Origin of the sequence: Corynebacterium aurimucosum (assembly GCF_046895345.1) — a bacterium.
GTDB lineage: Bacteria > Actinomycetota > Actinomycetes > Mycobacteriales > Mycobacteriaceae > Corynebacterium > Corynebacterium aurimucosum_G.
Genome location: NZ_CP160096.1, coordinates 428,697 through 449,938 on the forward strand (window position 1 = coordinate 428,697; position 21,242 = coordinate 449,938).

20 protein-coding genes are annotated in these 21,242 nt (G+C 61.7%); 15 read left to right on the plus strand and 5 right to left on the minus strand.

Going from position 1 to position 21,242, the window contains the following annotated elements; translation table 11 throughout:
• The first annotated feature begins 6 nt into the window (after positions 1-6).
• The 9 genes from murC to ABZS45_RS02195 all read left to right on the plus strand — a co-directional run bounded on the left by murC (position 7) and on the right by ABZS45_RS02195 (position 7,882).
• Entirely contained in the window at positions 7-1,497 is a 1,491-nt protein-coding gene (gene murC, locus ABZS45_RS02155) for a UDP-N-acetylmuramate--L-alanine ligase (RefSeq protein WP_412100499.1), read from the plus strand.
• The gene (locus tag ABZS45_RS02160; RefSeq protein ID WP_412100501.1) at positions 1,490-2,149 is read left to right on the plus strand and encodes a cell division protein FtsQ/DivIB; all 660 of its coding nucleotides are present in this window, start codon (positions 1,490-1,492) and stop codon (positions 2,147-2,149) included. Before murC ends, ABZS45_RS02160 begins: the two co-directional genes overlap by 8 nt.
• Positions 2,150-2,355: 206 nt before the next feature.
• Positions 2,356-3,735, plus strand: a complete 1,380-nt coding sequence (gene ftsZ / locus ABZS45_RS02165) for a cell division protein FtsZ (protein WP_412100502.1) — start codon at positions 2,356-2,358, stop codon at positions 3,733-3,735.
• A 24-nt stretch (positions 3,736-3,759) separates the two neighbouring features.
• Positions 3,760-4,500, plus strand: a complete 741-nt coding sequence (gene pgeF, locus ABZS45_RS02170) for a peptidoglycan editing factor PgeF (RefSeq protein ID WP_412100503.1) — start codon at positions 3,760-3,762, stop codon at positions 4,498-4,500.
• Positions 4,500-5,255: a YggS family pyridoxal phosphate-dependent enzyme gene (locus ABZS45_RS02175; protein ID WP_412100504.1), complete on the plus strand. Its 756-nt coding sequence runs from the start codon at positions 4,500-4,502 to the stop codon at positions 5,253-5,255. Before pgeF ends, ABZS45_RS02175 begins: the two co-directional genes overlap by 1 nt.
• 69 nt (positions 5,256-5,324) lie before the next feature.
• Positions 5,325-5,747, plus strand: coding sequence for a cell division protein SepF (locus ABZS45_RS02180; protein WP_167595652.1), 423 nt, complete (start codon positions 5,325-5,327; stop codon positions 5,745-5,747).
• Between the two features lie 230 nt (positions 5,748-5,977).
• Positions 5,978-6,289: a YggT family protein gene (locus ABZS45_RS02185; protein WP_070445308.1), complete on the plus strand. Its 312-nt coding sequence runs from the start codon at positions 5,978-5,980 to the stop codon at positions 6,287-6,289.
• Positions 6,290-6,457: 168 nt separating this feature from the next.
• A complete protein-coding gene (locus tag ABZS45_RS02190; protein WP_412100506.1) occupies positions 6,458-7,588 on the plus strand; it encodes a DivIVA domain-containing protein in 1,131 nt (376 codons plus the stop codon).
• Between the two features lie 123 nt (positions 7,589-7,711).
• Positions 7,712-7,882, plus strand: coding sequence for a hypothetical protein (locus ABZS45_RS02195; RefSeq protein ID WP_167595650.1), 171 nt, complete (start codon positions 7,712-7,714; stop codon positions 7,880-7,882).
• Between the two features lie 116 nt (positions 7,883-7,998).
• On the opposite strand, the gene ABZS45_RS02200 is transcribed toward ABZS45_RS02195, so the two are convergent.
• Positions 7,999-9,072, minus strand: a complete 1,074-nt coding sequence (locus ABZS45_RS02200; protein WP_412100508.1) for an HNH endonuclease signature motif containing protein — start codon at positions 9,070-9,072, stop codon at positions 7,999-8,001.
• 363 nt (positions 9,073-9,435) lie between these two features.
• On the opposite strand from ABZS45_RS02200, the gene ileS reads away from it, so the two are divergent.
• Positions 9,436-12,633: an isoleucine--tRNA ligase gene (gene ileS, locus ABZS45_RS02205; protein WP_412100509.1), complete on the plus strand. Its 3,198-nt coding sequence runs from the start codon at positions 9,436-9,438 to the stop codon at positions 12,631-12,633.
• Between the two features lie 189 nt (positions 12,634-12,822).
• Here ileS and ABZS45_RS02210 read toward each other — a convergent pair whose 3' ends face one another.
• Both ABZS45_RS02210 and ABZS45_RS02215 read right to left on the minus strand, forming a co-directional pair.
• A complete protein-coding gene (locus tag ABZS45_RS02210) occupies positions 12,823-14,007 on the minus strand; it encodes an MFS transporter (protein WP_412101125.1) in 1,185 nt (394 codons plus the stop codon).
• A gap of 161 nt (positions 14,008-14,168) precedes the next feature.
• Entirely contained in the window at positions 14,169-14,810 is a 642-nt protein-coding gene (locus tag ABZS45_RS02215; protein WP_412100511.1) for a GntR family transcriptional regulator, read from the minus strand.
• 150 nt (positions 14,811-14,960) lie between these two features.
• On the opposite strand from ABZS45_RS02215, the gene ABZS45_RS02220 reads away from it, so the two are divergent.
• Positions 14,961-16,406, plus strand: coding sequence for a DNA polymerase IV (locus ABZS45_RS02220; protein ID WP_412100512.1), 1,446 nt, complete (start codon positions 14,961-14,963; stop codon positions 16,404-16,406).
• Here ABZS45_RS02220 and ABZS45_RS02225 read toward each other — a convergent pair.
• Positions 16,403-17,338: an asparaginase gene (locus ABZS45_RS02225; RefSeq protein WP_412100514.1), complete on the minus strand. Its 936-nt coding sequence runs from the start codon at positions 17,336-17,338 to the stop codon at positions 16,403-16,405. The genes ABZS45_RS02220 and ABZS45_RS02225 overlap by 4 nt on opposite strands.
• Positions 17,339-17,444: 106 nt before the next feature.
• On the opposite strand from ABZS45_RS02225, the gene ABZS45_RS02230 reads away from it, so the two are divergent.
• Positions 17,445-18,089, plus strand: a complete 645-nt coding sequence (locus tag ABZS45_RS02230) for a hypothetical protein (protein ID WP_070445342.1) — start codon at positions 17,445-17,447, stop codon at positions 18,087-18,089.
• 130 nt (positions 18,090-18,219) lie between these two features.
• Here ABZS45_RS02230 and ABZS45_RS02235 read toward each other — a convergent pair whose 3' ends face one another.
• A complete protein-coding gene (locus ABZS45_RS02235; protein WP_070445345.1) occupies positions 18,220-19,167 on the minus strand; it encodes a DUF6263 family protein in 948 nt (315 codons plus the stop codon).
• Positions 19,168-19,199: 32 nt separating this feature from the next.
• Between ABZS45_RS02235 and lspA the strand changes: the two genes are divergently transcribed.
• The 3 genes from lspA to ABZS45_RS02250 are packed head-to-tail and all read left to right on the plus strand — an operon-like array spanning position 19,200 to position 21,234.
• Positions 19,200-19,715, plus strand: a complete 516-nt coding sequence (lspA, locus tag ABZS45_RS02240) for a signal peptidase II (protein WP_070643734.1) — start codon at positions 19,200-19,202, stop codon at positions 19,713-19,715.
• The gene (locus ABZS45_RS02245; protein ID WP_070445351.1) at positions 19,715-20,638 is read left to right on the plus strand and encodes an RluA family pseudouridine synthase; all 924 of its coding nucleotides are present in this window, start codon (positions 19,715-19,717) and stop codon (positions 20,636-20,638) included. The genes lspA and ABZS45_RS02245 overlap by 1 nt, the downstream gene beginning before the upstream one ends.
• Complete coding sequence (locus ABZS45_RS02250; RefSeq protein ID WP_216379787.1) at positions 20,635-21,234, plus strand: hypothetical protein; 600 nt, start codon at positions 20,635-20,637, stop codon at positions 21,232-21,234. The genes ABZS45_RS02245 and ABZS45_RS02250 overlap by 4 nt, the downstream gene beginning before the upstream one ends.
• Positions 21,235-21,242: the final 8 nt, after the last annotated feature.

Sequence of the window (21,242 nt, forward strand, 5' to 3'; positions counted from 1 at the left end):
TTCACCATGACTGATACCCCTGCCACCACGGACCTGTCTCGCGTCCACTTCGTCGGTATCGGCGGATCCGGCATGTCCGGTCTCGCACGCATTCTGGTTAGTCGGGGCGCGGTCGTCACCGGCTCGGACGTTAAGAAATCGACGGCTGTCGACGTCCTCCGCACGATGGGTGCGCACATCGCCATCGGCCATGCCGCTGAAAACCTTGACCTGGCTGGTGATAAGCCAACCGTGGTCGTGACCTCCTTCGCCGCCATCCCACAAGACAATCCCGAGCTCACTGCTGCGCGCGAGGCCGGAATCTCGGTCATCCGCCGTTCAGATCTGCTGGCTGAGCTGATGGACGGCCACCGTCAGGTCCTGCTGGCTGGTACGCATGGAAAGACTTCGACTACCTCCATGGCGGTGTCCGCGCTGCAGCAGGCGGGCCTCGACCCCTCCTTCGCCATCGGTGGCCAGCTCAACCGTGCCGGAACCAACGCGCACGGCGGCACGGGTGATGCTTTCGTTGCAGAAGCCGATGAATCCGATGCTTCACTACTGCGCTACAGCCCTTACGTGGCGGTGATTACCAATATCGAGCCGGATCACCTGGATTATTTCGGCAACGCGGAAAGCTACTACCAGGTCTTTGATGATTTTGCGGACCGAGTTGTTGAGGGCGGCTACGTGGTAGTTTGCCTTGAAGACGCGCAGGCGGCCGCTACCGGCGAACGCGCAGCACAGCGTGGTATTCAGGTGCTGGGTTACGGCGCACGCAGTGCGGTAGGCGAAGATTCGTCTGTGCCCCTTACAGCGGAGATTCTGGAAGAAACCGTCTCCGCCGCCGGCGCGCACGTCCGCGTTCGCTTGGCCCTGCCGGGGCAGGCGCCGCAGGAGTTGTCTTATGACTTGCACGTCCCCGGGCATCACATGGTGCTCAACTCGGCGGCCGCGCTGTTGGCCGGCGCGCTGGTTGGTGGTGATCCGGCGGAACTGGCCGCGGGCCTGACCGACTTTACGGGCGTGCGCCGCCGCTTCGAGTACCGCGGCAGCGAGCGCGGAATTCGCGTCTTCGACGATTATGCGCACCACCCTACGGAGGTATCCGCAGTACTTAATGCGGCCCGTGCAAAGGCGGATGCGGAGGATGAAGGGGCGCGTGTTATTGCCTGCTTCCAGCCGCATCTGTACTCCCGGACAATGAAGTTCGACGCCGAGTTTGCTCAGGCCTTGGCGCTTGCCGACGCCGCCGTCGTCCTCGACATCTACGGAGCCCGCGAGCAACCGGTTGAAGGAATTACCTCTCGCATTATCACCGATAAGATGCCGGAGGACATGCCGGTCATCTTCGAGCCTGATTTCTCCGAAGCCGCTGGCGATGTCATTTCCCTGGCACAGCCAGGTGATATCGTCCTCACGATTGGTGCGGGCACGGTTACCTACGTTGCCGGCGAGATTTTGTCCGAGCTGGGACGCAACGATGAGGCGGAAGAGCCGAAGGAACCGAATGTCTAAAAAGACTGGGGCGCTCGCGGTGGGCGTGGTGCTACTTGTAGCGGTCATCGCTGCAGCAGCAGTGTGGCTTTTTCCAATCCTCACGGTGAAATCCTTCGAGGTGGTGGGAAACGATCACGTTGCTGCTGAGGATGTGGAGCAAGCTAGTGGCGTCGCCAAGGGCTCGAACCTCGCGCGCTTGGATGCTCGTGAGGCCGCGCAGGGCGTGGCGTCGATCCCGTGGGTGGAAAGCGCGACAGTATCGCGGGCATTTCCGTCGACGGTGCACATTGAGATCACCGAACATGAGGCAGTGGCCTTTGTTCGCAATGGTGGCACGACGGTGTTGGTGGATAATCACGGCAAGGAATTTGTGGAAGATGAAGCACCACCCGAGGCCGTGGAGCTGACCGGTAGCACAGACTCCGGCTCCCTAGAGATGCAGGCGGCCGTCGAGGCCGTTGCAGCCCTCCCCGCGCCGATTCGGGAGAAGGTGACGACCCTCGAGATCAAAGACAGGTATTCGCTGACCTTCCACACTGAGGATCAGAAAACCATCTTTTGGGGAGCCTCCGAAGACAATAAAAACAAGGCGATTGCTTTCGAAGATGTGCTCAAGCTTGAGGGCGAATCCTGGAACATTTCTAACCCGTCGCTGGTGACTCGCCGCTAGGGGCGTCGCGAGTGGGACGGGTGGGGCGCCTGTTAAGAAAACCGCATGTCAGCAACCCTAAAGTAGAGGTTGAGGGTACCGACACGCGGCAAAATGTGCGCCGAAATTACCCCGTTGTCGTTAAAGATGGATGTAACCGCCTCTCACGAAAAGAGGCGCCTCCTCGTTTACATTAAAACCTTATTCGAAAGGCAAGAGACCCTCGTATGATCTCATCTAGCAACAACCTCGCGGACATCAAGGTCGTCGGCGTCGGCGGCGGCGGTGTCAACGCTGTCAACCGCATGATCGAAGAAGGGCTCAAGGGAGTCCAGTTCGTGGCGATCAACACCGATTCCCAGGCGCTGATTTTCTCGGATGCGGATACCAAGCTCGACATCGGACGCGAGGCCACCCGCGGCCTCGGTGCCGGCGCTAACCCGGAGGTAGGAAAGACCTCCGCGGAGGATCACAAGACCGAAATCGAAGACGCCCTCCAGGGCTCCGATATGGTCTTCGTCACCGCTGGCGAGGGCGGCGGAACCGGTACCGGTGCAGCCCCTGTCGTTGCCTCCATCGCAAAGAAGATGGGTGCTCTGACCGTCGGTGTTGTTACCCGCCCGTTCAAGTTCGAGGGCGCGCGCCGCACCCGTCAGGCCATGGCTGGCATCGAAGAGCTGCGCGAGGTCTGCGATACTCTCATCGTCATCCCGAATGATCGCCTCATGCAGCTGGGCGGCGAGGAGCTGTCCATCGTCGAAGCCTTCCGGGCCGCCGACGAAGTCCTGCACAATGGTGTGCAGGGTATTACCAACCTCATCACCATCCCGGGCATGATCAACGTCGACTTTGCGGACGTTCGCTCCGTCATGTCCGACGCCGGTTCCGCACTCATGGGCATCGGCTTTGCCCGCGGCGACAACCGTGCGCTCACTGCTGCTGAGCAGGCCATTAACTCCCCGCTGCTGGAGTCGACGATGGAGGGCGCCAAGGGCGTGCTGCTGTCCATCGCCGGTGGCTCCGACCTGGGCCTCCACGAAGTCAACGCCGCTGCCTCCATGGTGGAGGAGCGCGCCGACGAGGACGCCAACATCATCTTCGGCACCATCATCGATGACAACCTTGGCGACGAAGTTCGCGTCACCATCATCGCCACCGGCTTCGACGCGCAGGCTAATATGACCTCCCAGCCGGCGCAGCCTGGCCAGGCGCAGCAGCAGGGTTCGGAGGCTACCCCGGCCGCACGCCCGGGTTCCCTCTTCGAGAACCGTGCAGAGGCGCAGCAGGAGGTTCCTGCTGCTTCCCGTGTTGACGCGCCGCGCACCGAGGCTCCGCGCGAAGAGTACACCCGTGCCGAGCCGCAGCGAGCTGAGTCCCAGCGCATCGGCCGCGACGAGTACACCCCGCGCCACTCCTACGAGCGCGAGCAGCCGGCTGAGCCGGCCCCGTCGAGCGGACTGTTTACCACCTCGGATCGCTTCCGTGGTGAAGAGTACCGCCGTGGTGCCGATGACGAGTACCGCCTTTCGCGCCCCGCTGAGCGTAACAGCCGTGACTTCGATGACGATGGCGACGACGATCTCGACGTGCCGTCCTTTATGCGCTAGTCCCAGCCAGCTACTCTGGAGTGCATGCCAGTAAACGAGGAAGCACACGCAGCACGACGCCCCGTCCGCATGGTATTTACAACCCGTGCCGGCGGGGCGTCGTCGTCCCCCTATGACTCTTTCAACTTAGGTGATCACGTCGGCGATGACCCCGCCGCTGTGGCCGCCAACCGCGAAAGGCTTCTCCGAGCAACGGGCTTAGAGGACATCGTGTGGATGGAGCAGCTGCACACTAATACCGTGACGGTCGTGGGCGCCGAATACCGTGACGCGAAGAAGCCCGTGCCGGCCACCGATGCGGTGGTGACCACCGAAAAACGCCTGGGCTTGGGCGTGCTCGTGGCTGATTGCACGCCGGTGCTGCTTGTCGACGTCTCCGCGGGCGTCATCGGCGCCGCCCACGCCGGGCGCCTGGGCGCGCGCAATGGCATCGTACGGAACACGGTCAACGCGATGATTGAGCTGGGGGCTACCCCTTCGTCGATCCAGGTGCTTATGGGGCCGGCCGCTTCTGGGCGTAACTATGAGGTTCCGGACCAGATGGCCGAGGACGTCGAGAAGCACCTGCCCGGCTCCAAGACCCGCACGGCGTCGGGTACCTGGGGCGTCGACGTGCGCGCTGGGCTGATTCGTCAATTGATGGAGATGGGGGTTACGGCAATTGAATCGGACCCACGCTGCACGATTGAGGACACAGATTTCTTTTCATATCGCCGCGAGGGTGTTACTGGACGCCAAGCCGGTGTGATTTGGTTGGAGGATTAATGACGGACAAGGACACAGCGTCGACAGTAGGCGGCGCAGAAAACTCAGCAGAAGGCAGCGCGAAGCGCCGCGAAGAATTGTGGGCTGGCCTGGAGCGCACCCGTTCGGATATTCACCGCTTCGCTGAGGCCGCTGGCCGCCCCGCCCCGCAATTGCTACCGGTGACGAAGTTTCACCCGGTCGAAGACATCGCGTTGCTGGCAGAGCTAGGGGTAACGGATGTGGCGGAAAATCGCGAGCAGGAGGCCCGCGCCAAGGCGGAGGCTCTGCCGGAGATGCGGTTCCACATGATTGGCCAGGTTCAGACCAAGAAAGCGAACCACGTGGCCCGGTGGGCGCATAGTGTTCACTCGCTCGACTCAGAAAAGCTCGCCAGAGCACTCGACCGCGGCGTGGCTCTGGCCCAGGAACGCGGCCAGCGTGAGGACACGCTTCCAGTCTATATTCAGGTTTCCGCCGACGGTGATACCGCGCGTGGCGGCTGCCCGCTAGAGGGTGTATCTGCACTGGTGGATCTGGTCGAAGATCTAGAGAACCTGCAGCTGTGTGGCTTCATGGTGGTTCCACCGCTGGAGAGCGATCCGGCGGAGGTTTTCACCCAGGTGAGGGCACTGACGGATGAGGTGGCGGCCAAGCTTGGGCGAGACCTGAAAATGTCCGCCGGAATGAGCGCTGACATGGAGGCAGCGATTGCATCTGGAACAGATATCGTGCGTGTCGGAACCGGAATTATGGGAGAGCGCCCGCTAGGTTAATTGTCATTGTAAAAGTGCATTACAAGACAGCAAATGAACAGCACACACTAGGTCAGAGGGAGACCCAGAATGTCACTGATTGATAGGACTAAAGAGTTCTTCGGGCTAGGCCCGATGGACATGGACGCCGACGATGCTTACTACGCAGATGAGCGCACTTATAGCGCTCCGGCGTATGCACCTTCCTACGAGAAGCAGGAAGAGGAATTTGTCCCGACTATCGTGGCGCTGTCGCTCGTTTCCTTCGATGATGCAGCGAAGGTTGGCGGCCCCTTCCGTGATGGTGACGCAGTGGTCTTCGAGCTCACTGACGCCGACCGCGGCTCCGCAAAGCGCTTCGTTGACTTCGCTGCTGGCCTCTGCTTTGCGCTGGAAGGCCGCATGAAGAACCTGACGAAGGGTGTGGACACCAGCCGTAAGGTTTTCGCTATCGTGCCGAAGGGCGCCGATATCTCCACTGTTGAGCTCGAGCGCGCAGCGCACCTGCGCTAAAGGCTTCGCGCTTTAACCGCTTCAGCGCCTTTTCTCCCCTGTGTTGGCTAAGGGGGGAGAAGGGGCGGTGGGGCGGTTTGTTGGTTTTCTCGCCATTTCCCTAGCGGTCTAAGCGGAGCGGCATTCTCGGCGGCGGTGCGGCTGCCGCGGTGCCATCTCTGTTCGCCGAGGGCGAACCCTCGGGCAGGGGAGTACCGTCTGCGGGGGTGGTTCGGATAGGCTCGGGCACTGTGAATGCTTTAGGTTCAATTCTGCTCGTCGCCGTGAGTCTTTACTCGTGGATTTTGTTGGCGCGCATCGTCATCGAGATGATTCAGTCCTTCTCGCGTCAATTCAATCCGCCCCGCTGGTTCATGATGGTTGCCGAGGTGCTCTTCGTCGTCACTGACCCGCCAGTTAAGGCGCTGCGTAAGGTTATTCCGCCGCTGCAGCTAGGGGGCATTGCGCTCGACGTTTCCATCATCGTTTTGTTCCTGCTTTTGTCCATCCTTTCGCAACTTATTGGCTGGCTATTTTTCAGCGCCAATGGGCTTGCAATGTAATAAACGGGTGTATTAAACCCTCCTGTTAACGTTGAGACTCGTGCCAGCGTTAGATAATGTGTTGATTCGGATACAATCAGTTACCACAATCCGTATTATTAACCGCATATGTACCCGGCCTCTGGACCCTCTAGAGGTTTGACCGATTCGTAAGGGGAAGAGAAGTCAATGCCACTGTCACCAGCTGATGTACACAACGTCGCTTTCAGCAAGCCGCCAATTGGCAAGCGTGGCTACAACGAGGATGAGGTCGATCAGTTCCTCGACCTCGTTGAGGATGCTCTTGCTCAGCTGCAGGACGAGAACGATGATCTCCACGCCCATGTTGAGGAACTGAAGTCTCAGGCTCCGGCCGCCGCTGCTGGCGGCGCTTCTGCCGCAAAGGTCGACGAGGCCGCCGTACGTAAGGAAGTCGAGTCCAAGCTGCGCGCCGAGTACGAAGCAAAGCTGGCTGACTCCAAGAACGAGATTGCCAAGGCTAAGGAAGAGACTAAGCGCGCACAGGAGCAGGCGAAGGCCGCTCAGGCACAGTCAGCTCAGGCGCCGGCTGCTCAGGCACAGGACAACTCCGCGGAGCTTAAGGCTGCTCGCGAAGAAGCTGCTGCCGCCAAGCGTGAGCTCGAGGCCTCCAAGAAGGAGCTGGAGCGCACCAAGAAGGAGCTGGAGTCCGCAAAGAAGAACTCCGCTGCTTCCACCACTGCCTCTTCCGCCGCTGCTGTGGCTGGTGCAGGCGCTGCTCAGTCCAACGAACAGGGCCTCGCCACCCCGGATACCCACATGCAGGCCGCCCGCGTGCTGGGGCTGGCTCAGGAGATGGCGGACCGTCTTACCAGCGAGGCTAAGGCTGATTCCGAGTCCATGCTCGCTGAGGCTCGTACGGCTGCAGAGAAGCAGCTTGCCGACGCCGACTCGCACTCCAAGGCCCAGCTTGCTGACGCCCAGAAGCGCTACGATGCACAGCTGCAGGAAGCCGATACCCGCTCCAAGAAGCTGGTGGCGGATGCCGAGAACAAGGCAAAGCAGACTGAGTCTGACGCGACGTCCCGCGCCGAGGCACAGATTCGCCAGGCTGAGGAGAAGGCAGCTGCCCTGCAGGCAGATGCCGAGAAGAAGCACACCGAGGTCATGAACACGGTCAAGCAGCAGCAGACCGCTCTGGAGGCTCGCATTTCCGAGCTCCGTACCTTCGAGCGCGAGTACCGTACCCGCCTCAAGACCCTGCTGCAGTCTCAGCTTGAGGAGCTGGAGTCCCGCGGCACCGCTGCTCCCAACGGTGAACCCGGCAAGTCCAACAATTAATCAGTGAATGAACGGCGTCCCTGCGGGGGCGCCGTTATTCTTTTATGTAGGTATACGTTTGTAGGTATACATTCTTTGTAAAGCACAGAGCCCTTAGTCATTGGTGGAGGAAGGAGAGCACGCATGCTTATCGGCGCATTGCTGTTGGCCTTTGTCGCTTTCTTGGCCTTCGTGAACTACATCCTCACTGCCGCTGAGTGGTCTTTGTACCTACTCTTCGCTTCCGCCGGGGTGGGCATTGTTCTTTTCATCGCAGACACCGTGATTAAACTCCGCCGCAAGCACGATGAGTAGCCCGGTCCCGCAGAAAACCTGTAGCGCGCGTATCTCGGACACGACGAGTAGCCCTCGGTCCAGTGATAATTCTGGGTGGAGGGCTGCTTGTGCGAAGACTCCTAGTTGTGTAGCTCCTAGTCGTTTCTTTCCGGGGTGCCGAATAACCCGGGAGGAGCTTGCAACGGCGTGGGCGGTGGGGGAGGGCCGTGAGTCCTTTTCGCTTTACCCCCGACCCGAGCCATGCGGCCACGGCCCGGCGGCGCATTCGGGTCGTCTTGGTTCACCCCGTTGTGATAGGGGCAGAGCATCACCAAGTTTTCTTGGTTGGTGTACCCGCCGTTCTTCCACGCGATGAGATGGTGAACCTGGCATTCATCGGCCGGTTTCATGCACTTATCCCACGCGCAGACTGGGAACTCGGCCATAGCCATAATGCGTTGCTTGATGCTGGCCGAGCGCTCCTCGTAGTAGAGGTTGACCGGTCCGTGATAGGGGTGGAAAAGGGTTGCGAGTGCGCCTTCTTTATCGATCTCATCGGCGATGACCTTGTTGAGGTATTCCGCGCCGGTCATCGTGGCGCCATTGGTCATTTGGAGGGTGATTTCCTCGCCGTCACCGTCGAGAATCTTCGTCATGGCCTCCAGCGGTACGAGGATATTAGTCTGCAGACCGCGGCGCGGGGCGGCGCCTTTGAAGAAGGCCTCGCGGATGGACTCGAGGGGGCGTTCGCGGTCGACGGCGTCGCTAAGCTCTGCAATCAATTGCGAGGGACCTGTTATCGCCATCGTCCACGGTGCATTGCGGCGGCGGTAAACAGCCACGCCCTCTTTCGGCGTGGATGGTGCCGAGTGCTCCTTGAGCTTCTTTTTCGCCAGTGTTTCCATCGCGAGGGTATCGGCGCTCGTCCGGCAGAGTTCTAGACGCAGTTTCCAGCCCAGTGCTTGGGTTTTGGCTTTGCGGGCATAGCGGTCGATGACCTCCAGTGTCGGCAGAGAGTGGCCGCGTTGGCGCGCAGCTTTCACCGCGTCGCGTTGCATCCGCGTCATGGAGGTCTTGCCAAAGAAGCTCGTGTGCAAGCGCACCAATTGCGCCGCGGTTTTGTCTGGGGAGCCGACAGCGATGAGGTCTGCTTCAGACATGCCTTCGCACCCGGCGACGACATCGATGCCGGCCCCGAGTGCGTTGAGGAAAGTCTGTAGCGCGTTCATATTTGTGGAGCTTAAAGCACCTTATGACCTGCGCGCATTAGAAAAAATGTTCCTGTGGAAAACCTTACCCCAGGTGCCTCTTTTATGCACTGGCGTTTCTATTTTGGGGCTTTCGGGAACCTGGGCCTGTGAAAACTTGACCGCCTCGCTATACTTTTAGGCGTATGCAGTGAGCCGGCTATCACCGGGGAGCATTCCGGAAGAACATGCTTCGCGCTTAGCGGAGCATTATTAGAACCGGGCGGGTAGGGACCGTCATCTCCTTCACATCAATGAAGCGGGGCGCCTCGGCGCCCAAGCGGGGTGGTACCGCGAGCCGCAAGGCGCGTCCCCGCCATAGCGAACTAGTGAAGGAGTTTTTAGATGAGTAATAACCCCGCGAACGTCGGCAGTGTTTATCCCAAAGTCGATATGACTGCTGGGTCTTCCCGTTTCCCCGATATGGAGCAGGAGGTCCAGAAGTACTGGAAGGCTGACGACACTTTTAAGGCCAGCCTGGAGCAGACCGAAGGCTGCCCCGAGTACGTCTTTTATGATGGCCCACCTTTTGCTAATGGCCTGCCGCACTATGGCCACCTGCTGACCGGTTACGTTAAGGACATCGTCCCGCGCTACCGCACCATGGCCGGCAACCACGTCCCGCGCGTCTTCGGCTGGGATACACACGGCCTGCCGGCGGAGCTGGAGGCAGAGAAGCAGCTCGGCATCACTGACAAGGGCCAGATCGAGGAGATGGGCCTGGAGAAGTTCAACGAGTACTGCGCCAAGTCCGTCCTTGAGTACACCGATGAGTGGGAAGAGTACGTTAACCGCCAGGCCCGCTGGGTGGACTTCGAGAACGGTTACAAGACCATGGACTTGAACTACATGGAGTCCGTGATGTGGGCGTTTAAGGAGCTCTATGACAAAGGCCTGATCTACCAGGGCTTTAGGGTTCTGCCGTATTCCTGGGCTGAGCACACCTCGCTGTCGAACCAGGAGACGCGCCTGGATGATTCCTACAAGATGCGCCAGGACCCGACTCTGACGGTGACCTTCCCGGTAGCTGGCGCTGTGGAGGGAAGCGCAGCGCAGAAGACGTTGGCGGATAACGCCGAGCTTGCCGACGCCTCCTTCCTCGCCTGGACCACCACCCCGTGGACCCTGCCTTCCAACCTGGCTTTGGCGGTCCACCCGGAAGTCGACTACGTCTTGTTCAAGGCCACCGAGGGCGACTTTGCTGGCCGCACCTTCATCATGGCCGAGGCGCTCACCGGCACCCTGGCCAAGGAGCTGGGTGAGGCGGAAGTCCTCAAGACGTTTAAGGGCGCTGAGCTGGAGGGCTTTAAGTACCAGCCCATCTTCGATTTCTTCCCGGATGTCGAGAATGCCTACCAGCTGCTGCTGGCTGACTACGTCACCACCGAGGACGGTACCGGCGTGGTCCACCAGGCTCCGGCCTTCGGTGAGGACGATATGCTCACCTGCCAGAAGTATGGTGTCGGCCTAGTCATCCCGGTGGATGAGGACGGTAAGTTCACCTCGCAGGTGCCGCCGTATGAGGGCCAGCTCGTCTTCGATGCCAACAAGGCCATCATCAAGGACCTTAAAGTGGCTGGCCGCGTGGTGCGCCACGTGACCATCGAGCACTCCTATCCGCACTCTTGGCGCTCCGGCGAGCCGCTCATCTACATGGCGCTGCCGGCCTGGTTTGTCAAGGTGACCGAGTTCCGTGACCGCATGGTGGAGCTCAACCACAACGAGATCGAGTGGCTACCGGAGCACATCCGCGACGGCCAGTTCGGCAAGTGGCTGGAGGGCGCACGTGATTGGAACATCTCCCGTACCCGCTACTGGGGCGCTCCGATCCCGGCGTGGATCTCCGACGACCCGGAGTACCCGCGCGTCGATGTCTATGGCTCGCTGGATGAGCTGGAGCGTGACTTCGGCGTGCGTCCTACCAGCCTGCACCGCCCGCACATCGATGAGCTGACCCGCCCGAACCCGGATGACCCGACGGGCAAGTCCACGATGCGCCGCGTGCCGGATGTGTTGGATTGCTGGTTTGAGTCCGGTTCCATGCCCTTCGCGCAAAAGCACTACCCGTTTGAGAACAAGGAGTGGTTTGAGAGCCACTCGCCGTCGGACTTCATCGTGGAGTACTCCGGTCAGACCCGCGGCTGGTTCTACGTCATGCATGCGCTGTCCACCGCGCTCTTTGACCGCCCGGCCTACAAGAAGGTTGTGGCCCACGGCATCGTTCTGGGCAACGACGGACTGAAGATGTCCAAGTCCAAGGGCAATTACCCGAACGTCAACGAGGTCTTTGACCGCGATGGTTCGGATGCCATGCGCTGGTTCCTCATGTCCTCGCCGATCTTGCGCGGTGGCAACCTCATCGTCACCGAGCAGGGCATCCGTGAGGGCGTGCGCCAGGCCATCCTGCCGATCTGGAATGCCTACACCTTCCTGCAGCTCTACGCTTCCCAGGACGCGAAGTTCGATGTCAGCTCTACCAACGTTCTGGACCGCTACATCTTGGCCAAGATGCATGACTTGGTGAAGAACACGAATGATGCGCTGGCGAATACCGATATTGCTACGGCAACCGAGGAGGTTCGTCTCTTCGCGGATGCCTTGACCAACTGGTACGTGCGCCGCTCCCGCGACCGTTTCTGGGAGGGCGAGGAAACCCACGCGGAGGCCTTCAATACCCTTTACACGGTGCTGGAGACTGTGTCTCGCGTGGTGGCTCCGCTGCTGCCGCATGTGGCTGAGGTCATCTACCGCGGCCTGACCGGCGAGCGCTCTGTGCACTTGGCTTCCTACCCGAAGGCCGAGGATTACCCGGCTGACGCGGACTTGGTGGCCGCCATGGATGCCACCCGCGCGGTGGCTTCGGCGGCGTCGTCTGTACGAAAGTCCAATAAGCTGCGCAACCGCCTGCCGCTGCCGAAGCTGACCGTGGCGATGCCGGATTCGGCTCGCTTGGCTGACTTTAAGGACATCATCCGCGATGAGGTCAACGTCAAGGACGTTGAGCTAACCGATGACGTCGATGAGGTTGGCACCTTCGAGGTCGTCTGCAACGCCAAAGTGGCAGGTCCGCGTTTGGGCAAGGACGTACAGCGCGCCATCAAGAACCTGAAGGCGGGCAACTACGAGCGCGACGGCGAGGAGGTTATCGTCGACGGCGATATCCGCCTGACCCCGGATGAGTACACGGAACGTCTCAAGGCTGCGAACCCGGAGTCCACGGCGCGCGTGGACGGCGTGGATGGCCTAGTGGTATTGGATACCAGCGTCACCGAAGAGCTGGAGGCTGAGGGCTGGGCGGCGGATGTTATTCGCGGCCTGCAGGATGCCCGCAAGGCCGAGGACTTCGTGGTCACCGACCGCATCACCGTGGTCCTGTCCGTCCCGACGGAGAAGGAAGAGTGGGCCAACCGTCACCGCGAGCACATCGCGGCGGAGGTGCTCGCTGTCGACTTCGCTGTGACGACCGAGGCCCTCGAAGCTAATGGTGGCCAGAACGTCCATGATGTTCTTAAGGGCGTAACCGCCACGGTGGCTAAGGCCTAAGACGGCAACAGCGACGTAAACGGTCGCAGAAAAGCTCCGCTTTCCCGATACGGGAGGCGGAGCTTTTAGCGTCTGTGCACAGGAAGCGCGGGGCGGCCTAGGAAGGACGCCGTGGTTACGGGATGTTCGGGAGATTGCTCTGAGTGCAGGGGCGTCTCGGGAAGATGCAGGGATTGTGGGGGGTCTGCGCTAGCGGCGGGTGCCGGGTAGGTGTGCTCGCCAGGCAAGGATGACGTTGATGAGGCAGACCAGCGCCAAGAAGCTGCCGATATTGAACAACGCGGTGAAGCCTATGTAGGGTGCGAGCGCGCTGAAGGCCATGGGGATGAAAAAGCCGGTGTAGGAAATGGAGTAGTACACGGCGGTCAGGCCAGCGAGCTCGCGCTCGCCCGCGATGCGCTGGACTTCAGACAAGCCGGCGACGAGAGCTAGGCCGTATCCCGCACCCATCGTCGCAGCGGCTGCGATGCCGAGCGGGAGGGAGAGCGAGTGAGCGGCGAAGGCCCCGAGGATGGCGCCGACGGTGATGACGAACATGGCCAGCGCCGAGGCGCGTGCAGACTGATGGGTATCCACCAGACGGCCCAGCATCTGGACGGCGACACCGCAGCCGAGAGTGATGACAGTCATCAGGCCGGAGAAAGCAATGGGGGCATCACCTGCCGAGTCGGACAAGAGCTGTGGCAGGAGTGCATAGGCTGCTCCCGCGCAACCGAATACCCACGGGGCCACGGGGACGACGACGCGCAGGAAACGCTTGTGAGCAACGGCCGGGATATGCAGCATCTCCAGCATGTCGCGCACCCGAAGCTCCAAGATCGTGGTCTTGACGTCGCCCCGGCTGGGCTGGCGGGTCTCCGGGGTATGGAGGAGCCACACAGCGGTCAGCAGCGTAAGCAGCATGTGGAGGATATATGCCGTGTGGGTCGGCCACGGGCCCCACTGAGCCAGTATCGAAGCGATACCTGCGCCCACGAGGAAGCCTGCGGTCAAACACAAGGAAGCCTTGCGGGCACCTGCCGCCGGGTCGCCGCCAGCACGCGTGATGAGCTCTGTAATCCATGTTGAGCCCACGGCCATGACCAAGCCCAAAGCCATGCCGCACAGGACACGTCCCAGCGCAATGATGAGTGGCTCGTTGGGGGCGATGGACAGCAAGAAAGAGCCTGCCAATGACAGCGGTGCCGCGGGGAGCAGCAAGGGGCGGCGGCCAAGCAGATCGGACAGTGGGCCGCCAATCAGCAGGGCGGGGATAATACCTACGACATAAGCGGCGAGGAGCCCATTGACCGTAACCTGGGAAAAATTGGAGGTCTCGCGATACATCACGAGTAGCGGTGTGAACTCGTTTCCGCCCCACGCCACGGCGATCATGGAACCGGCGACGGGGTACCACGCACGCTTTGGTAGCGGCGCTTCGAGGGAGCGGACAGGTGAGTGCGAAGAGGCGGGGCTTTCGGCAGAGTCGGGGTCTTTAAAGGCGTCGTGCTCGGTGGAAGGTGCCTCGACAGCCGGGTTCGAATGCGCGGAGACAGTCACAGTTGCTTCCTTGAGGAGTTGAGGTGGGAATGGAGTTCGGTCAGGTAAGAGTCGATGTCGCCGGTGCGGAGGGCGTCGGCAAGCACAGCGTGCTGGGCCACGAAGGCGCGGGCCTTCTCAACGCTGCGGCCGATGGCGGTGGCGGTAAAACGCTGTTGACGCTCGCGCAAGGTGTGGCCGAGATGCGCGAGGAGGCGGTTGCCGCCGTTGTCCATGATGGTCTGGTGAAACTTAGCGTCTAGTTGGGTATAGGTGCCCAGATCACCAGCGTCGAGGGCAGCATTCTGTTCCTCGATGGTGGCAGCGAGGACATCGGCAATGAGTTCACGTTCCTCGGGGGATAGCCCGCAGATGTGTCGGGCAGAGTTCTCATCCACAAGGAGACGGGCCTCGTAAACTTCTCGGATCTCGCGGGGGCTGATGGGAACGACCAATGCGCCGCGCTTGGGATAGAGCTTTAAAAAGCCTTCCACCTCCAAGCGGAGGAAAGCCTCGCGCACCGGGGTTCGGCTCATCCCTAGCTCGGCGGCAAGGGCGGCTTCGGAGAGCATGTCCGAGTCATCGACCTCATCATCGATGATGCGGCGCTTGAGGTGCTCATAGGCCCTTTCTGCGGCAGGTACCTTGTCTTTTTGCATGTATACATGATGCATGCATGCGGGGCTGGGTGTCTAGCGCCGCACGCCGATCGTGGGGGATAGATCACTGGTGTGGCTTGTGAGAGCTAGTTCTCTTTGCTTGCCGAGGGCTTCCTTGTGGATGCGAATATATGTTTTAGACTTGTAGCTATGCAGCGCTGGGTTCTTCACATCGACATGGATGCGTTCTTTGCCTCGGTGGAACAGCTGACCCGGCCCACCCTGCGCGGTCGTCCGGTGCTTGTGGGAGGGACATCTGGCCGCGGGGTCGTCGCGGGTGCGTCCTACGAGGCGCGCGCTTATGGTGCGCATTCCGCCATGCCCATGTTCCGCGCGCAGCAGCTTGTGGGGTATCGAGCCGTGGTGGTGCAACCTCGCCGAGCAGTCTATTCGGCGGCCTCGCGCCGGGTATTTGAGATCATTGCGGAGCACGCTGGGGTCATCGAGCAGCTTTCCATCGACGAGGCCTTTATGGAGCCTGAGGCACTAGTCGGTGCCTCGGCCGACGAGGTTCGTGAGTGGGCAGAGAACCTCCGCCGAGTGATTAGGGCAGAGACAGGACTTCCCAGCTCTATTGGCGCCGGCGCTGGCAAGCAGAGCGCGAAGATTGCCTCGGGGGAGGCCAAACCGGATGGCACCTTCGTTGTTCCACGAGAGCGCTTCGACGAGCTCATTCACCCGCTACCGGTGGGCAAGCTGTGGGGTGCGGGGCCCGTCACCCAGCAGAAGCTCGCCGCCATCGGAGTGGAGACTATCGGCCAGCTGGCCGCAATGAGCCGCAAGGAAGTCGAGATTTCGCTCGGCGGTGTGGTGGGTGTGCAGTTGTGGGAGCTTGCCCAAGGGATTGATGAGCGTCCAGTTGCCCCGCGTGCGATTGCCAAACAAATCTCCACTGAGTTCACCTATCCCACCGATCTGCGCACGGCAGCGGAGGTGGATGCGGCGCTAATCCGCGCGGCGCATGGCGCTCATTCCCGTTTGTTGAAGGATGGCCGCGGCGCGCGCACGGTGACGGTGAAGTTGCGGATGGCGGACTTTCACATCGAGTCACGCTCAGCCACCTTGCCCTATGCCACCGATGATCCGAAGGTGCTCGAAGCCAAAGCGCTGAGTTTAGCGCGCTACCCGGAAGAACTCGGTCCTATCAGGCTGGTGGGCGTGAGCTACTCAGGGTTGGAGGAGGCCCGCCAAGACGTGCTCTTTCCGGAACTAGACCGTGAGATCGTGCGCCAGGACCCGGATACGGACTATGAAACCGGGGTCAGCGATTATTTGCCGGGCAGCACATCCGCCCCAGTCGATGTCTCCTTCACTGCAGATTCCGAGGAATCGCCGAGCCGCAAGTGGTGCGCTACCCAGGACGTTTATCACCCCGACTTTGGCCACGGCTGGATTCAGGGTGCGGGCCACGGAGTAGTCAGCGTACGCTTTGAAACCCGCACTACGGGCCCGGGTTTCGTGCGCTCCTTCGCCGCTGAGGATGAAGACCTCCGCCCAGCCGATCCGCTGGACTCCTTGGCCTGGGATGACATTCCTCCGGGCGAAGACGTCGACCCCGAAGAGCCGGTAGAGGCCCCACCGCGCGAGGACAACTAGCCCGCGGTATAGGCCGCGCTGGCTGGTGCCGTGCTAAACATCTCTGCCACTGGCGTGCCTGTAGCAAGTGCCGCAGCAAGCATAATGCGGGCCTGCCCGGCGCGGAATCCGCCGGCGGCCACCGCGCCCATCTCGCCCAAGGTGGCGCCACCTCCTGCGCCGCCATAGGCCAGCTTGGTATTCCCGTAGGGAGTTCGGGTGCTGATCACCACGGGCACGCCTGCCTGCAGCGCGCGGGCCACCCCGGCGCCCATCTCCGCGCCCATATTTCCGGAGCCCATCGCCTCGATGACGAGGCCGGAGGCGTGGGGGAGGGAGGCGTCGACAAGCGTGGCGCCGGCCCCCGGGTAGGCTGCGATGATTTCAACTGGATGTCCGGCCATCGGTGCTAAGGGGAGGAGTGGCACAGCGGAGTCTCCCACCGCCAACTCCTCAAAGCCGTTGAGGTGCGATGTGTGCCACTTGCGTGCACCGCGCCCAGGGATGGTCTTGCCACCAAACTGGACCCACACGCCCTGGGCCCCAGAGCACAAAAGCTCATAGGCATCGCGCAAGTTGCGCGGGCCATCGCCGGCCGGGTGGTCGAAGGCACGCTGGGCGCCGGTGAGTACGATAGGGCCATTGCCCAAGTCAAAAAGGGATAAGGCCAGCGCCGTCTCCTCCAAGGAATCTGTGCCATGCGTGATGAGCACGCCGTCGATGTCTGGGCGGGCGAGTTGTTCCCGCACGCACAGCAGCAGCTCATCGAGGTCGGCCAACGTAATTGAGCTGGAATCGAGTGCGCGGAACTCCACCACCTCAATATCTGGCGTGTCTCCTCCGTGACCGAGGGATTCAGCCAATTGCTGGCCGTCGACGGTGGGCACGAGTGAACCGTTACGGACCGTCGTGCAAGCGATGGTGCCGCCGGTGGCGATGAGGGCGAACGTCATGCCAGAAGGCTACTACAGCCACGCACCTGCGCGGGAAACCCAGGGCTGGGTTCACGGACGCTAAAGTAAAAAGGATAAACCACGATCCCCTACGTGAGGAGTATTTGTGAAATCCTTCAAGCTGAGCGCCGCCGTCTTGGCTCTGGGCGCCGCGACTGTCCTGTCCGCCTGCTCGTCTTCTGAGGATGCAGCGAGCGAGAGCAGCACCGCCGCCAAGCCTTCGGGCGAAACCTCCGCCTCGCAGGTTGTCTCCACCGAGATGCCCACTGTGGAGCAGCTCAACGAGATTCTGTCCAAGGCCGCGGACCCGAACCTTCCCCAGGAAGAGAAGGTGCAGCTGGTCCAGGGTAGCGAGACGGCGCCGGAGCTTTTCGACGTCATGTCGCAGTCCCAGGCCGAATCCGGTGCCACCTTCGAGGTCGTGGCCCCGGTCATTCCGGGCCTCGTGCCGGATTCCGCGCTGGCGACCGTCCACATCAATACCCCGGATGGTCAGCAGCAGACCGCCGACCAGGTGGAGTTCATCAACGAGAGTGGTACATGGAAGCTGTCTAAGACCTGGGCTTGTGTTTTGGTCACCAACATCGTCCCGCCGGAAGAGGTTCCGGAGATGTGCGCCGATTCCGTGCCGGAAGACGCAGCGGCGCCTGCCGACGCCCCCGCTGAAGGCGAGGAAGTGCCAGCCGAGCAGGCCCCTGCCGAGGTGCCTGCAGAGGACGCTGAGGCTCCCGCTGAGGCCCCAGCTCAGTAAGCTCGGCCGACAAAAACCTCAGCGCCCACCACCCACTGGCTCTTCTGCCAGTCAGGTGGTGGGCGCTGTGTTGTCTGGAAACCCGTGACGCGGCTGCCGCGTGCAGCAGCATAGGCGCTGAGCGCGCTAGCTAGTCGGTTGTGAACTCCATTTCGGTGGCGCTGGTCTGCACCACGCGAAGATCGGAGCCTTCCGCACCATAAGAAATGGCGGTGGTCACAGAGACATCGCCGGCGGTGGGAAGCGGCTTGGTCAGATCAACTGTGACCGAGCCCTCCGAGGTGGAGGTGTGATCGAGCACCTTGAGTTCTTTGCCCTGCAGTTCCTCGGGGGCGTCGGCACCGTTAAAGGACAGCGCGCCCAGGGAAGGACGCTGCTCCACCTTGACGCTGAGGGTGGCGGTATCCCCGTCCAGCTTGTCCAAGGTATATGTCGTGGTTTGCAGCAGCGTGGATTCGCCAGTGACGCGCGATTCCACCATCCATGTCGCGCCGGGGCCGATTTCCTCATCTGGGAAGACGATGGGCAGGGAGGTCAGGCTGGTGATAGCGCGCTCGACTGTGCTGCGGGCCTGATCGGTTGCTGCCTGCGGGGCCGCTAGGCGCAGAGAATTCATCTGTCCGGTATCCGTACCACGCCACCCAAACTGGAAACCCTCGGCGGAGGAGACATCCGTGCCGTCAGCCTCGGGCTTGCCCACGGTGACGAAGGCGTTGCGGCTCGCCGGAAGCTGGCCTTCGACGTTCTCGGTGGCAGCTTCCACCGAAGCCTGCAGCGGAAGAGTGACCGTATCCTCGGTCGCCGGCGAAGGGGCAGCGCTGCCATCTTTGCGCAGCTGCTGGTCGAAACCCGTGGCGACCTTGTAGGTCAGCTCCTGAGAAGCATCGAGATCCTGATAAGCCAGAACGCGGCTGGCACCGTCACCGGGCTCCAAGAGGGTGACGCGCGGGGCGTCGAGGGCCAAGCCGACCGGTTCTTCGACTGGCTTGGACGGCTGGGAATAGGAACAGCCGGCGAGCGCGCCGCTTACTCCTAGGACGGTGGCGGACAGGACTGCTAGAGCTCTCACACGAAACACGCATTCCAAATTACCGGATGAGCCTGTTTAGAATGGAACGGGTGAAAGCAAGGAGTTATATCGGAGTGATGGTTGCGGTGGTGCTCGGTGTGGCTGCCGTCGACCAAGCCGTGAAGGCGCTGATGCTGTCCATCCTCACCGAAGGTGAAGCCTTACCGGTGTTCGGTGACTGGTTCCGCTTCTACCTTTTGTTTAACCCCGGCGCGGCCTTCTCCATGGGAGGGGAGGGCTCGACGTGGCTGTTTACCACAATCCAATTGGCCTTCATCGTTGGCGTGGCCATCGCCGCTCCGCGTATCCACGACAAGTGGCAGGCCATCGGGCTGGCAATGATCGCTGGCGGCGCGCTGGGCAATTTCATCGACCGCCTGGTCCGTGAGCCAGGGTTCTGGTTCGGCCACGTCGTGGATTATATCTCCGTGGGCAGCTTCGCAGTGTTCAATATCGCGGACGCGGCAATCACCTGTGGCGTGGTGGTTTTCATCATCGCGATGTTCTACTCAGAGATGAATGAGAAGTCGGAAGAGCAGGAAGCGGGGGGAGTGTAATGCGCGAAAGCCGTAGATTGCCGGTACCCGAGGGCCTCGATGGCATGCGCGTGGACGCTGCCTTGGCCAAGCTCCTGGGTATTTCCCGCGCCCGAGTGGCCCAGCTGTGCACGGCGGGTGACGTGGAAATCGACGGCGAGGCAGTGGGCAAGTCCGAGCGCTTAAACGCCGGCGGGTGGATCGACGTCATGATGCCGGCGCCTGAGGAACCACTTGTCCCCAAGGAGGAGCTGGTGGAGGGCATGGATGTCCTCTATGTCGACGAGGACGTCATCTGTGTGTTCAAACCGGTGGGGGTGGCCGCGCACCCGACGTTGGGCTGGGATGGCCCCACCGTCATTGGCGGGCTGCGGGCGGCGGGCTATGCGCTTGCCGACGCCGGCCCTACCGAACGCAAGGGCATTGTCCACCGCCTCGACGTGGGAACCTCCGGCGTCATGGTGGTGGCCGCCAGTGAGCGTGCCTACTCCCAACTCAAGAACGCCTTCCGCGAGCGCACCGTGAAGAAGACCTATCACGCCGTGGTCCAAGGCTTGCCGGATCCCATCGTGGGGACCATTGATGCACCCATTGGCCGTCATCCTTCGGCGGGCTGGAAATTTGGGGTCGTCGATGACGGAAAACCAGCGGTGACACATTACAAGCTGCTGGAGGCCTTCCGCGAGGCTAGCCTCCTCGAAGTTCATTTGGAGACCGGCCGAACCCACCAGATCCGCGTCCACATGTCCGCCACCGGGCATCCCTGTGTGGGTGATCCGATGTATGGCTGTGACCCGAACCTGGCCAAGCGCGTGGGGCTTAACCGCCAGTGGCTGCATGCGGTAAAGCTCGGATTTACCCACCCGGGTACTGGCAGGTGGTTTGAATGCACCGCACCTTATCCCGAGGACCTGAAGCACGCCGTGGAGGTTTTGCGCGGATGAGCCCGCAGCGGAGCACACGCCAGCGCATCTATCGGCGCCGCCGGGCCGCGGCGCTGGTGCTGTTGGCGGTGCTGGCGCTGGTGGTGGTTCTCGCTTTCGGCCTCCTTGGCACCCAGCCCCGCACGGCGCTGCAAGGAGACCAGCTGGGGCCGGATGGAACCGAGACTGCTGCTGAATATCGCGAACGCGCGGAGGCCTCACTAGCGCAGGCGGACGAGCCAGCCTATGCCCTGGTGGGTTTTAGCGAGGCGCTGAGCGCACAGGAGGTCTCCGATGCGCTGAGACCAATCCAGCGCATGGATGCCATCGTGATCGGGCTGGCCGCCCCCATTGCAGTTCCCGAACCTGTCACTGGCGCCACGCGCGTCGACGTCCTCGATACCGTCCTGTCCCGCGTGTCCGACCATGCCCGTGACATGGGGGAGGAGGCGCCATCGGAGGTCGACGCCGTCGTGGTGTATTCCGATGGGAGTCAGTTGCGCGCCCTCGCCTCCGACCCGCGGGTCGATACCGTGGAGGTCGCGCCCGAGGATGCCGCATGGGGCTCCTTTGGCGTGCGCCCGCCCGCCAACGTCGGACAGAATGAGAACCGCTAGAACAGCCA